The 15,000-nt window shown below is 26.6% G+C and carries 9 protein-coding genes (1 of these 9 only partly in view); 3 read left to right on the forward strand and 6 right to left on the reverse strand.

What is annotated here, in order from left to right:
• Positions 1–51: 51 nt before the first annotated feature.
• Complete coding sequence (locus MBBAR_RS07890; RefSeq protein WP_080460749.1) at positions 52–591, reverse strand: hypothetical protein; 540 nt, start codon at positions 589–591, stop codon at positions 52–54.
• A gap of 546 nt (positions 592–1,137) precedes the next feature.
• On the opposite strand from MBBAR_RS07890, the gene MBBAR_RS07895 reads away from it, so the two are divergent.
• Positions 1,138–3,423, forward strand: a complete 2,286-nt coding sequence (locus MBBAR_RS07895) for a beta strand repeat-containing protein (protein WP_080460750.1) — start codon at positions 1,138–1,140, stop codon at positions 3,421–3,423.
• Between the two features lie 296 nt (positions 3,424–3,719).
• Entirely contained in the window at positions 3,720–4,004 is a 285-nt protein-coding gene (locus MBBAR_RS07900; protein ID WP_080460751.1) for a DUF4491 family protein, read from the forward strand.
• 246 nt (positions 4,005–4,250) lie between these two features.
• On the opposite strand, the gene MBBAR_RS07905 is transcribed toward MBBAR_RS07900, so the two are convergent.
• From MBBAR_RS07905 to MBBAR_RS10330, 5 genes are all read right to left on the reverse strand, one after another.
• Positions 4,251–5,816 (reverse strand): MFS transporter, encoded by a 1,566-nt coding sequence (locus MBBAR_RS07905; protein WP_080460752.1) that lies wholly within the window; start codon positions 5,814–5,816, stop codon positions 4,251–4,253.
• A gap of 488 nt (positions 5,817–6,304) precedes the next feature.
• On the reverse strand, positions 6,305–6,919 hold the full coding sequence (locus tag MBBAR_RS07910) for a DUF1697 domain-containing protein (RefSeq protein WP_080460753.1): 615 nt from the start codon (positions 6,917–6,919) through the stop codon (positions 6,305–6,307).
• A 192-nt stretch (positions 6,920–7,111) separates the two neighbouring features.
• The gene (locus MBBAR_RS07915; protein WP_080460754.1) at positions 7,112–7,450 is read right to left on the reverse strand and encodes a NifB/NifX family molybdenum-iron cluster-binding protein; all 339 of its coding nucleotides are present in this window, start codon (positions 7,448–7,450) and stop codon (positions 7,112–7,114) included.
• A gap of 505 nt (positions 7,451–7,955) precedes the next feature.
• Positions 7,956–8,708: a hypothetical protein gene (locus MBBAR_RS07920; protein ID WP_080460755.1), complete on the reverse strand. Its 753-nt coding sequence runs from the start codon at positions 8,706–8,708 to the stop codon at positions 7,956–7,958.
• 300 nt (positions 8,709–9,008) lie between these two features.
• Complete coding sequence (locus tag MBBAR_RS10330; RefSeq protein WP_080460756.1) at positions 9,009–12,533, reverse strand: beta strand repeat-containing protein; 3,525 nt, start codon at positions 12,531–12,533, stop codon at positions 9,009–9,011.
• An 846-nt stretch (positions 12,534–13,379) separates the two neighbouring features.
• Between MBBAR_RS10330 and MBBAR_RS07930 the strand changes: the two genes are divergently transcribed.
• Positions 13,380–15,000 carry the 5' portion of a radical SAM/SPASM domain-containing protein gene (locus MBBAR_RS07930; RefSeq protein ID WP_080460757.1) on the forward strand. It continues 77 nt past the right edge of the window, so 1,621 of the gene's 1,698 nt are visible here — the first part of the coding sequence; the start codon lies at positions 13,380–13,382; its stop codon lies beyond the right edge, outside the window.

Below are 15,000 nucleotides of genomic sequence, written 5' to 3' on the forward strand. Positions count from 1 at the left end.
CAGGGAATAATTCGGAGTCATGCTTAGATCCTTTTATGTATTTAACATGGGTCAAATGGTTTGTCCAGTGTGATAATCAAGTGCTAAAGTTAATTTAAATCCTATATAAAACCCTTTTGAAGCTGATTTGGCCCAATAAAGCCCTTTTTTCTCGAGAAATTTTTTAGTGTAATTTTGCTTGTTCCAGTTCATATCAACCTGTATATCGGTTCCATCAATTAAAACTGTGCGTTTTCCTCTTTTAATTGGTTTAAATTCCTTATTTAATGTTTTAATCACGAATTCAAGTATTTTCTTTTGATTAAATCTTGCCAAAAATTCATATATTTGATTTGATTCTGGAACTTGATTAAATCCTAAAGACTTTCTCAACTCATGGCTTCTTTTAAGCTCACTAACAACGTATGAAATATCTGATGCGAAAAACATACTCATTAAAACTATTTTAAAATTAACAACACCTTTTTTAACAGGTTTAATTCCATTTCGAGTGAATTCCTGATGAATTTTCCTAGAATCGATAATTTTAAATATATTCAACAACAATATCCATTTAGGGTCTTTTTCATCATAAATAATTGGTATTTTCATTTTTATCATCAATAAAACTTTGTTAATACCAATATTTATATTTATCGATTTAAAAGACCCTAAAAAATAAAATAAAACTCATAAAAAATGTACTTTTAAAAACAAAAAATAATCCAACATAAAAATAATGAAAATAAGGCTAATGAAGCCCTCAATTCTAGAAAAAAATCTAGCACCCTAAAAATAAAATTAAAAAACAAATAATTTTTAATTTTTGAGTTAATTTTTTCAAGTTTTGTTTTTTGTTTTTATACTTATTCTATTAATTTTTTTATTATTTATCAAAAAATATCTTATTATAAATACAGTTATATTAAATATTATGAAGAATAATATTAAAAAGTTTGTATATTTAAATACTATAAACAATATATGTATAAATTTTTATCAAAAAATATCTTATTATAAATACAGTTATATTAAATATTATGAAGAATAATATTAAAAAGTTTGTATATTTAAATACTATAAACAATATATGTATAAATTGCATAATAGTATATTATGTGAAAATAAATATGAGAAATTAGAAAGGGGGTGAAAAATTTGAATAAAAATATCTCAAAAAATAATTTAACCTACAAAATAATAATAGTAACTTCGATACTAGCATTTATTTTAATCACAATATCTTCAGTAAATGCAGTAAATGTTACACTCAATCCTGGCGATGCAGGAGGAGTTAATAGTGCCGTAAGTACTGTTGCTGGAGGGAGTGATGCTGATAATACAATTACACTTAATCCTGGAACATATGATAAAGCCACAGACAGAAATAACAATATTATTTTTAGCAATAAAAACCTAACAGTTCAAGGAAATGGATCAAAAGATAGTGTCATAATAGATGCACAAAAACTTGGAAGACATTTTTCCATAACTGGAAATAGCAATGTAACATTTATTAATATAACGTTTTTAAATGGGAATATATCAGCTGATGGTGGATCAATATTCAATAATGAAGGAACCATAACATTAATTAACTGCATATTCATTAACAACACAGCTGGACAATATGGTGGTGCTATCGATAATATAGGTAATGGTTTAACAATAACAAATTGTACTTTCACAAACAATGTATGTGGTAATCTTAGTCATTCTGGTGGTGCTATCCACAATCAGGGTCATAACTTCACAATAATAAATAGTAATTTCACTAATAACTCTGCACATGGTGGTGGTGCTATCTTTAATGGATATTGTGAAAACACAACATTCATAAACTGCATATTCACTAACAACACAGCTGGACAATATGGTGGTGCTATCATGTATTCAAGTTATAATTTCACAATAATAAATAGTACATTCATTGATAACACAGCCACATGGGGTGGTGTTATTTTCGGTCAGCCTGCCTATTCAAACAGTACTGGTTTGACAATAATAAGTAGTAATTTCACAAACAATACAGCAACTACTGGTGGCGGTGGAGTTATCTACAATGATATTAATAATTATATGTTAATAAACTGTACTTTCACAAACAACACAGCTGCATTATACGGTGGTGCTATCCACAATAATGGTGGTAATTTCACAATAATAAACAGTGCTTTCATTAACAATACAGCTACTAATTATGGTGGTGCTATCTACAATACTGGTGCCAATATGTCTGTTAATAATTCTAACTTCACAAACAATACAGCTACTATCTATGGTGGTGCTATCTACAATACTGGTACCAATACGTCTGTTAATAACTCTAACTTCACAAACAACACCTCAAATACTTTTGGTGGTGCTATTTATAACGCTGGTGCTAATTGGGGCGTTAATAAATCTAATTTTATAGGTAATAATGCTTTTAATCATGGCGGTGCAATCTATAATAATGGAATTAATGCAAGCATTATTAGTTCTAATTTTGTTAATAATACAGCTAGTATAGGTGGAGGCATTTTTAATAATCAAACAATGCTAGTTTCTGGCAATATTATGGAAGGTAATATTGCTAGCACTTTGGGTAATGAAATTTACAACAATGGATCTATGGGTATCTTAAACCTAACATACTTAAACAACTCCACAGTAACCGTTAAAAATAACACTTATGTAATCTTAAACGCTACTTTAACCGATGATATGGGTAACCTTGTCACAGGAGGAAATATATCCTTCTTTGTAAATGGAACATTTATAGGTAATGCAGAAGCTATTGAAGGAGTTGCAGATATTAATTACTTTGTTAATCAAGGAGATGGTATTGTTCCTGTTACTGGAGATTACGCAGCTCATCCTGGATTTGACATCATTCTAAGAAATGGTCAACTATTAATAGTTTCTAATAACACAGTTAATAGTGAAATCACTTTAGATAAAGATGTGTATCAAATTAACGAAACAGTGAAAGGTACAATCACCACTACCAATACTGGAAATAATACTGTAACCAATGTTACAACTAGAGTTAATTTCCCTTCTAACTTTGTTTTAGATCCAGGTAGTATTGTTGTTTCCCATGGAACTTTTGATCCTACCACTAATATTTGGTCTATTGGAGATTTAGCTCCTGGAGAAGTAGCAACAATGACATTCACTGGCAAATTCATTACAGCAGGAGAATCCACAATTTCCCTGGAAACTAGTGGAGATAACTTCGAAACATCAACAGCTTCAGTCACTGCACTAGTTGAACAAACACCAACACCACCAACACCACCAACACCACCAGAACCACCAGAACCAAGACCACATAGCAACGAAACTACTAACGTTTCAGCTGTAACAAGTGCAGCTATGAAAGAAACAGGAATACCAATAATAGCTTTATTAATATTATTAATCAGTGCTTTTGGATTAAGTATTCGCAGCAAAAAATAAATTTTAAACAGTTTAGAGGATTAATAATTTTTTTAATCCTCAATTTTTATTCTTACTTATTAAATTTTATATTTATTCAGCATCTCAAAATTTCTTTTCATTCTATCTGTTAATTAATAAACTCTTTTTGTTTAATTTCATAATAATATTCATTCTATACAGTTATCTGTATTTTTAAGTATTATAATTTTCTATATTAATCATACAACAATACAAATAAATGAATAATCTTTAAAAAAGTAAAAAATATTATGAAAATGAAAAAATTTTTAAATAAATAAAGAAAAAGTAGTATCATGTATTTCGAAGGAATAATCATTGGACTTAGTGCCTTTATAATAATAGGAATATTTCATCCAATTGTTATCAAAGGAGAATATTATATAGGTAAAAAAATTTGGCCAATATTTCTAATTGGAGGAATATTATCAATAGTAATATCTTTATTTGTAAATAATTTAATACTCTCTGCATTAATAGGAGTTTTAGGATTCACACTACTGTGGAGTATCCACGAAATTATAGAACAGGAAAAAAGAGTGAAAAAAGGATGGTTTCCTAAAAATCCTAATAAAAAGTGAAAATATAATTAATGGCTAAAAAAATAATATAAATAACATAAAAATAAACCATATAAGCTAAAATAAAGATAATATGAAAAATAATAAAAAAATAAACCATATAAGCTAAAATAAAGATAATATGAAAAATAATAAAAAAATAAAAAATAGAATAAGCATAATAAAAAAAATAGAATAAAGAATTAATAAAATAATTAATAAAAAATTAATTCTCCAAATGAAAATAAAGGAAAATTAATTCTAATATCATGCCACAGGAACTGAAGATTCAGAAATTCTTCCTTTCGGCATGACATAACTAATAGCTGCACCAACAAGGAATACCAGCGTCAATATATTGAAAATCAATCTCATAGACATACTTATAGTTTCAGAAACAATAGCTGAAGCATCTGCATGATATTCTGAAGGAATCTTTTCTGGAGTACCAGTTTGCATCTTATCAAAATATGTAAGAAGCTCACTATGCAGCTCATCTTTTGTTAAATTTGTACCTAAACTAGAATCTTCAATAGAAATAGTTAATCCTCCAATGACACCAACAATAAGTAAAACACCAATAAGAGCAGTTCCAATAGAATAACCTAAATTTTTAAATGTGTTAAGTAAACCTGCAGCATCTGAATCCTTATCTTTATCAACAGCTGACATAACATAATTAGTTAATTGTGATAAAATCATTCCTACACCAGCACCAAATATTATTGTAGCTGGAATAACACTATATGGATTCATAGTTGCTGAAAATTCTCCCCCTAAAAGCCAAGTTCCTAAAGCAGCAACAATAAAACCTAAACACACAACATATTTAGGATGGATATACTCAGATATTTTAACTCCCATTAATGATAAAGCCATTACGCCTATTGATGAAGGCAGTAAAATAACCCCTGTCATGAACGCATCTATATTAGTTACTTGTTGTAAAAACACAGGCATTATAAATAAATATCCAGCTAATGGAATCTGTTGGAAAACCGAATTTACAATTCCTATAGAAAAAGTTCTATTTTTTAGCAAAGTAATATCAGATAAAGGATTTTTATTTGACCTAATTCTTCTTCTTTCCCAGTACAAGAATGCAACAAATAGTGCAATACCAATAAACAAGACAATAGGAACAATACTCCATTTAGTAGGATCATTAAAGAGTAATAATCCCATAACAATGATAATAAGAGAAATTACAGATAAAACCGCTCCACCATAATCAAATTCTTTCCATTTAAGAATAGATTCTGAATCTTTAATATAATAGCTATAGAATAGAATTATAATAACAATTAAAAATTCACTTCCAAAAATCATCCTCCAAGAGAGGAAATTAGTGAAAAAACCTCCAAATATAGGACCTACAGCTGATCCCATAGCAGCTATACCACCCCATATCCCAAATGCTTTGAGTTTATCTTTGCCTTCGTAACTAACCCCAATAATCGTTGTAGTAGCTGGAAGCATTAAAGCGGCACCAATTCCTTCAAGTATTGCCCATCCTACAAGCAACATCCCTGCATTAGCACTTAATGAAGCTGTAAGAGTTCCTACACCATATATACAAACTCCAATTATAAATGACTTCTTCCTGCCAATTATATCCTGAATTTTACTACCAATAAGCATAAAAGAAGCTATTATTAATGCGTATAAAGCTATTATTGCTTGAATAGTTGTTAAACTAGTATTTAAATCTTTTACAAGATTTGTTATAGCTACATTCATAGCTGACATATCTAAAACTATAATAAAAATAGCCATACAAGCAACTATTGCAGGTCCCCATTTATTCGTCCCTTTTCTATTTGTAATGTTCATAAAAACCACATTCAATGTTTTAAAATCAAATAAATTCTTATTAAAACCTTGTTTCTATTAATTATTCCTATTAAAAACTTATTCTTACTAAAACCTTATTCTTATTAAAACCTTATTAAACATATTTTAAATGTAATATTATTCATAAAATGATTATACTAATAATACTAGTAATATTGTTAATAATACTACTAAGATCATTGAAAGAATAACCTTAAACATAAATAATATTAAGCATAATTATTTTTTATAATAAATTAATTTTAAGTCTAATTATCAAATATTATAAAATAATCTTAAGCCTAATTAGTAATTATTATAATAGTAATTAATAATATATAAAGAAGTACCATATAAAAATTTACACAATGTATTAATAGTTAAATATTCTGCTAAAATTTATTAATTATATTAACACTGATATCATTAATCATTCCCTCTTAAAATAAATTATAACTTGATAATAGTAATAATATTATGTTTAAATTCTAAATCAAAAGATTTTTAATATTTAATAATGTTTTAAAACTTCTAGTAGTGGCTGTATTGTCCAATTTTGACTCAAAATAATTATTATTAAATTTAGTTTTATGATATCCATTTTTACAAATTAGATAAATTTCTTTTTCAAATATTAAAAATTTATCATCAGAATTAAACTTTTTAGAGTCTTTAATTAAATCTTCACCAAGATTTCTGTTAATTTTATGTTTAAAAATAGTAACATATAATTCATTAATCATTTCATTATTATTAGAATTATTATTAAAATTATTTTTATGATTATTTTTATGATTGTTGTTAGAATTATTGTTAGAATTATTACTAAAAAATGGATTATTATTAATTAAAAAAATAAAGTCTTTTTGACTCATTAAAATACAATCAATCCAAAAACCAGAAGAATTCTCGATATTTTCAGAAATTTTAGAACTAATATTATTCATATCTTTTTCATTACTTTCAAAAATTACATTACCACTACGAAGATAAGTTTTAATATTTTTAAACCCCATAACTGAAAATAAGTTTCTCAAATCCTTCATAGGAATAATATTATTTTTACCAACATTGATTCCTCTAAGAAAAGCTATGTATTTCATAAACTTTAATTTGTAACTAATTATTAATATAATTTAATCTATTAAAATTTAATCCATTGAAATAAATTTAATCTATTAAAGTTTAATCTATTAAAATTTAATCCATTGAAATAAATTTAATCTATTAAAGTTTAATCTATTAAGTTTAATCCATTGAAAATATTAAAACTAAAAAAAGAATAAGAATCTATATTAACTCTTATTATCCAATTTTATTAATTCATTTAAAGCACTATCAATATCAAAAGAAGTTGCATAAGGTTTTATGTCGTTATTTATTAAATCATCAATTGCACCAGGACCAACATTAGCAACAAGAACCGCTTTAACATCTGAAATTAAATCTATTACCTTACTTCTAGCATTTTGATTATTTCCTTCACCAATACAAGATGCACTAGAGTCTCGAGTTTCTAAAAATTTATAAGTTCCATCATCATGGATTTCATAGATCATGAATTTTTCTGCTCTTCCAAAATGTTCATTTACAAATTTACCATCAGTACTTGCTACAGCTACTTTATAAGACATTGTATTACCATTAAATTGATTAAATTTTAATAAATTTGATGAAATTTATTTTAATTTGATTGAATTTTAATTTTTATTATGTATTATTTGGTTATATATTGTTTTGAGTTTGTTTGAATTTTTATTTTATCAAAAAGGCATTATAAAAAATATATTATAAAAAAGGTATAATAAAAAAGATATTATAAAAAGGTATTATAAAAAGATATTATAAAAACCTTATATCAATTAATAAGTATAATATTATATAAATTTAACTATTGTTATATTTTAATTATTTTACTAATTTGCTATTCCAATAAACATAATATAATTTCTAATAAAAATAATATAATTAATAAGCCTAATCATATAATAAATCTAATATAATTAATACTTCTAATACTTCTTATATTTTTTATATTTTTTATATTTTTTATTTTTAATACTTCCAATACTTATTCTACTTATTCTACTTGTTCTAATTATTTTACTTATTCTAATTGTTCTAATTATTCTACTTATTCTACATTTTACCATTTTCTGACTTTTCTCCTACTTTTTCTAGTTCTGAAGATATTAATCCTTCTAAATCTAATAAATCATCTTTTATTTTATTGAATAATTCATAAATTTCATTCTCATCATCATTAAATTGTTTTAAAGTATTGTTATCCTTTGAAAAGCTATCTTTATTTTTTGAAATATCTTTAATAGATAATAAAAAGTCATGTTTATTGATTTTATTATTTAAAGACTTAATTTCAACTTTTAATAAAGTTATAGCTCCATTAATCATATGAAAATCATGTTTTTTAGTTTCTTCTTCAATATTATCTAAAAAATCAGTCCTTAAAAAGCCAATTGGTTTATTATTTGAAGAATCAGATAAATTTTTAATATCTTCATCTTTATGTTTAATAGATTCTTTTTCAACCTCTAAAAGCTTTAAACATTTTTTTAAGCTAGAAACTACAGATTGCTGTTCTTGAACTTGTTTTTGTTCAAGAACATCTTTATTCAAATCAAGAATATTTTCTATTATTTTCAAAGTCTGTTCATTTATCTTTTTAGTTTCATTCATAATCATAAATGTTTGATTATTAAGCTCTTTTGAATCAATTGAAATTTCAAGTGCTTGTTTATTTAACTCATAAGTATCATCAGCTGAGCGATTTGCAGATTGACTTACTTTTAAAGTGATATATGCAATTATTGCAGTAATTACAGCTGTTATAAGGGGGCCCCATTGAATGAATAAATCACTTATAAAACTCATATTATTCCTCCTAGCTAATAGACTAAATAATTTATATTATTTATTTTAATTTTAATATATAAATTTCATAGTTATAAATTTCATAAATAAAAAAATAAGAAAAAATAATAGTAATAATAAAAATAACAAAGATAGTAATAAAAATAACTAAAATAATAGAAAAAATAAGAAAATAATAATAGTAATAATAACAACAAAAATAATATTAAAACTAATAATATTAAAAACAGAACTATAAATAATAAAAATAAATATGGAGGAAAAAAATAAATAAGCCCTCCTAAAAAAAAAAATGTTTAATTATTGTTTTCTCCTTAAACTAATCAAAAACATACTTATCAACACTAAAATAGGTATTATTGGTATTCCTGTTTTTTTCATAGTAGCTATTGCTACTGGATTATCACTTGTTTTATTGCCATTACCATTAGTATTATTAGTATTATTAGTATTGTTAGTGTTGTTAGTATTGTTAGTGTTGTTGTTTTTGGTTTCAAATTCAGCAAATGTTAGATTACTAAAGTAATTTTCATTGTCAGATGAAACTGTAATCTTATGTTTACCAGAGGTAAGTTTAGAATTTGGTATATGGAATATTCCAACTCCATCAGAATCTGTTATCACAGATCCTATGTATTTACCATCTAATTCAACATCAACTTTATAATCTGGTATTGTATCACCATCTTCATCAACTACTTTAACAATCAAATCAACAGAACCATCCTTATTCTCATTAACAGTAACATTAGTGAAAGTTTCACCTTTTTTAACATCAAAACTAGTGCTGTTAGTGAAACCTAAATATTTAGCATCACCATTGAAATTAAGTACAACTGTAGTTTTTCCAGTTTTTTCAGGTTTATAAGTTAAATACCAGTAACCATTGGAATTAGTTTTCACTAAATGTTTTTTACCATCAATAGTGATTTCTAATTCAATATCAGCTATTTTATTACCTTCCTCATCGAGAAGAACACCACTTATAACGGTAGTTTTCCCTACTCTAAAATCACCTGAAATATCAATACTAGAATAAGTACTATTCCTTTCAACTTCAAAAGTAGTACTATTACTAAAAGCAGTATAATTCTCATTACCACTAAAACTAACAATTACTGTTATATTACCTGTTTTGTTAGTTGTGTAATTAAAATTCCAACCACCAGTACTATTAACAGAAATATCTGTGTAAAGATTACCATCAACAGTAACATTAACACTAAATATACCAGTAAAATTATCCAACTGACCAGAAATAGTAACATTATCACCAATACTTACAGTTTCAGGATTAACAACTATACTAGAATTAGTGCTATTCTTAACAACTTCAAAAGTAGTACTATTAGTAAAACCAGTATAATTCTCATTACCAGCATAATTAACACTAACAGTTATAGTTCCAGTACGATTAGTTGTGTAATTAAGACTCCAACCACCAGTAGAATTAATAATAACATCATCATAAACATTACCATCAACACTAACAGTCAAAGTGTCAGAGCCATTACCAACATAACCCTCAAGCTCACCAGTAATATTAGCATTAGTACCAATTTGAACACTAGCTACAATAATACTAGAATTAGTACTATTCCTTTCAACTTCAAAACTAGTACTATTACTAAAAGCAGTATAATTCTCATTACCACTAAAACTAACAATAACTGTTATATTACCTGTCTTGTTAGTTGTGTAATTAAAATTCCAACCACCAGTACCATTAACAGAAACATCTGTATAAAGATTACCATCAACAGTAACATTAACACCAGCTATACCAGTAAAATTATCCAACTGACCAGAAATAGTAACATTATTGCCAATACTCACTGGATCATTACTAACAATTATACTAGAATTAGTAGTTAATTGGGCATTAAAAGCTACAGTATCATCTACATTATCTAAAGTAGCAGCTAAAGTTTGAACACCAGCTGTAGCTGTTGCATTATAAACAAAACCATCAACACGACTACTATTAAAATCAGCACCATTAAAAGTTCCATTAACAACAAAATCAGGTAAAAATTCAACACCATCATTACTAAGCGTAGTATTCAAAACTAACAACATAAAACTAACATTATCACCAAAATGAACACCATCCAAACCAGAAGTATTAGTAATATTCAAAATAAAATGATTAAGAGTATCAATACCCAAAATTTTACCAGTAATATCATTAACACCCCACCAATTACGATCAAAACTACTATTATCATTATGACCAGTAATATTAACACCAAAACTTGCCAAAATACGATTATACTCAACAGTAACATTAACAAATGAACCAACACTTAAACCAGTAAAATTCAAACCAGCATTAGTAGCAAAAATAGTATTACCACGAATAATAAAATCAGTCACATTAGTAACAAGACTATCACTATAACTACGGAAATAAAAACCATCACCACTAGTAGCATTAATAATATTATTCAAAAAATTAACACCCTTAACATTACTATTAAACAAAAAAACATAAACACCATAACTAACACCAGTAATATTGTTGTTAGCGAAGGTTATATTGGTGTTGTTGCTGCTGTATGCATCCAGAGCAACACCAGGGCCGGATGTTCCTGTGATGTTGTTGTTGGCAAAGGATAAATTAGTGTTATTGCTGCCGTATGCATCCAGAGTAACACCACTGTCGGATGCTCCTGTGATATTGTTGTTGGCAAAGATTATATTAATGTTGTTGCTGCCGGTTGTAGCCAGAGTAACACCACTGCCGGATGCTCCTGTGATATTGTTGTTGGCGAAGATTATATTGATGTTGTTGTTGATGAATAAAATCATAAAAACACCACGTAATCCTGTGATATTGTTGTTGGCAAAGAGTATATTGGCGTTGTTGACGCCTTGTGCAAGCAGAAAAACACCACTAGTGGATGTTCCTGTGATATTGTTGTTGGCGAAAGTTATATTAATATTAGTGTTGCTGATGGATTGTGCAGACAGATAAACACCATAGTATGTTCCTGTGATGTTATTATTGGCAAAGGTTATATTAGTGTTGTTGCTGCTGTATGCATCCAGAGCAACACCATAGTCTGCTCCTGTGATGTTGTTATTGACGAAGATTATATTGACGTTGTTGCTACCGGATACAGGCAGATAAACAACATAGGTTGATGTTCCTGTGATGTTGTTGTTTTCAAAAACCAAATTAGCAGACGAAACAGGACTATTAACGCTATTACCACTTAAGTATACACCAGAAGAACCACTAGTTATATTATTACCACTAAATAAAACATCAAAAACAGTCTTATCAGTAGATTTACCGAATAAAGAAACAGCACCAAGATCATAAGCAGATATACTGGATTTAATAATATTATCCTTAATAACAACACCTGTTATAGGATTAGCACTACCACTACTACTTAAATTAATACTAACACCAGAAGTAGTAATATTATTATCACTAATAGTCAAATCACTACAATTAGATTTTATAGCTGTAGTATAACCACTAATAGTTAAATTAATAATCTTTACATTAGTAGCATTAATATTAAACAAAGTATCAACACTAGATGTTGTGAATTTAGCACCACCACGGTTTTTACCAACTATAGTAGCATTACGACTAATATTAAGCTGACCCCAATCAAAATAATCACCATCATCAAAACTAATCACCAAATCATTATCATTATCAGTATTAATAACACTTTGAAACTGTTCAGTAGTATTAGCATTATTAAAATCATAACTAGCTGCACTAACACTAGATAAAGCTAAAAAGATAAATAAAACACACATAACAAAAATAATTGGCTTAAAAAATTTATTTATTGTAAACATTTTCGTTTTTCACCTCCTGATCCAATCAATCAGTATATATAAAAAATACATAGCACAATGAGAACACTCACTACGCTACAATAATATAATATAAAAAAACTACTATAAAAAACTTCCTACCCAAAAACAAAAAACAAAACAAACGTCATTAAAAGAATAAAAAAATTAAAAACTAAAAAATAATAAACAAGATAATAAAAACCCATATGAACGAATAAACACAGCAAAAAGAAAAAAACAATAGCTACCCCCCCCCCAGCTTTAAATTAAAATTAAAGGAATATTAAAAATAATTAAAAAAAATAGAATAAAATAGTTACTATATACTAATATAACAAATAGTTTAACTAAAAACAATTTTCATATTATAGTAAATTATAAATAAATAAGATAACAAATGTTAATACATTAAATTTGGATAAATAATTGATAAAATAATATTGCCACTAGTATATAAATAAAATTACTAAAACATTGAAGTATCAAATAGAGGAAATTAAAATGTATTAATAAATATCAATTGACTAGATAGAGAAATGCTAAGTTATAATAAAATTATAGTTTAAAGTACTTCCTAGTCATCTAATTAATTATTAATTTTTATTTTTCATTCACTACTAATTTGAACCCTATTTTGAAGTTATTCGAACTATAAATTATATTATATTTAATATTATAATTTCAGTTTTTAGAAATAATAATATAACTATAATAAATTTTTATATAACTTACTATTTTTCTACTACTCATTTTCAATATATTTTTAAAATTTTACTTAAAATTCTTTTTTTTTATTATTTCTTATTTTCTAAAAAAATTATAAACATAAAATAAGAGGGGGATTTTATGAAATCAGAACCAGAAAATGATGAAGATGAAATCAAAATGGAAAAAATGATTGGTTTATTTAAAAAAGTAGCTGAAAATCCTGTATCCAATCGACTTCTTCAAAGAACTTTAGGATACTGTGAAAAAGACAAAACAACAAAACTTGAAAGTTCTCTTAACTATTATCTTGAAAAAAAAGATGATGTTTGTAAAAGTTGTAAGCTACTTTCAAAAATAGTAGGATATATAATTGAAAAGGGGGCAGTGAGTTTTAATGTGTCTACAGATGAACTTAAAGAAAAAATGGAGGATGAATACTGGGTGAAAGGATTAGCTAGTGTGATAAAAGGCATAACAATTTTTAAAATAAACAAACCATTTGTTCCTGGAGCTCCTTTCCAAGTAGTTTGGAATATTACCAAAAAATGTAATATGAGGTGTGTTCATTGTTATGAAAGTGCATCAACAAAAGCTAAAGATGAACTTTCAAGGACTCAAGTACTTAATGGAATAGACACAATGGCAAAATCAGGTGTAACCTCCATAGCTTTCTCTGGAGGAGAACCTTCAATACACCCCCATATAATAGAATTTATAGAAACAGTAGACGATAATGGAATGTTTCCAGCAATTGCAACCAATGGGTACATATTTAAAGATGAACAAAAAGCTGAAAACTTTGTAGATAATGGATTAGAATTTGTTCAAATCAGCCTAGATGGAATAAACCCAAAAACACATGATTCATTTAGAAAAGTCGATGGTGCGTGGGAAAGAGCAGTGCAAGCAATTAAAAACTTTGTAGATCTTGGAATTTTTGTAGAAGTATCAACCACAGTAACAGAACATAATATAGAAGAAATACCTGATATGATAAACTTTTTAAAAGAATTAAAAGTAGACTGGTTTATGTTATACAACTTCATACCTACAGGAAATGGAAGTGAAATATCAAGTTTAGATATTTCTCCAGAAAAACGAGAAAAGCTACTTATGAAAGCATACCAAGAAAATACAGACAAAATGCAGATACTATCAACAGCACCACAATATGCAGCAATAGCTGAATCTATAAACTCTAAAAAAAATAGATTAAATGGTAATTTTACAAGTTTTGAAGTTAATACAAATACAAATAATTACAAAAATAGCTATGAAAATAACTATGAAAATAATGGTGAAAATAGATATGAAGATAATAATGAATATTTAAACTTTAAAAATGAATTATACAATGAAACAAATAATGAACAAAATGTTATACCAACTCATTTTTATAATCCTGAATATACAAATCCTATGATAGCCCAACTCGCTGAATTCATAGGAGGATGTGGAGCTGGAAGATTTTACATAAACATTGAACCGAATGGAGATATATATCCTTGTGTATTTTTCCCACATGAAGAAGAAGTAAAGATAGGAAACATAATCTATGATGATTTTGATGAAATGTGGAGAGAAAATCCTCTTTTAAAACAATTGAGAAATAAAGAATTATTAAAAGGAAATTGTGGAAATTGTGAATCTAAGAACATTTGTGGAGGTTGCAGAGCTAGAGCATATAATTATTTTAAAGATGTATTAGCTCCAGACCCAGGATGCATAAAAAATCAAAAAGAATGGGAAATTTTAAAAA

Source organism: Methanobrevibacter arboriphilus JCM 13429 = DSM 1125 (assembly GCF_002072215.1).
GTDB classification, from domain to species: domain Archaea; phylum Methanobacteriota; class Methanobacteria; order Methanobacteriales; family Methanobacteriaceae; genus Methanobinarius; species Methanobinarius arboriphilicus.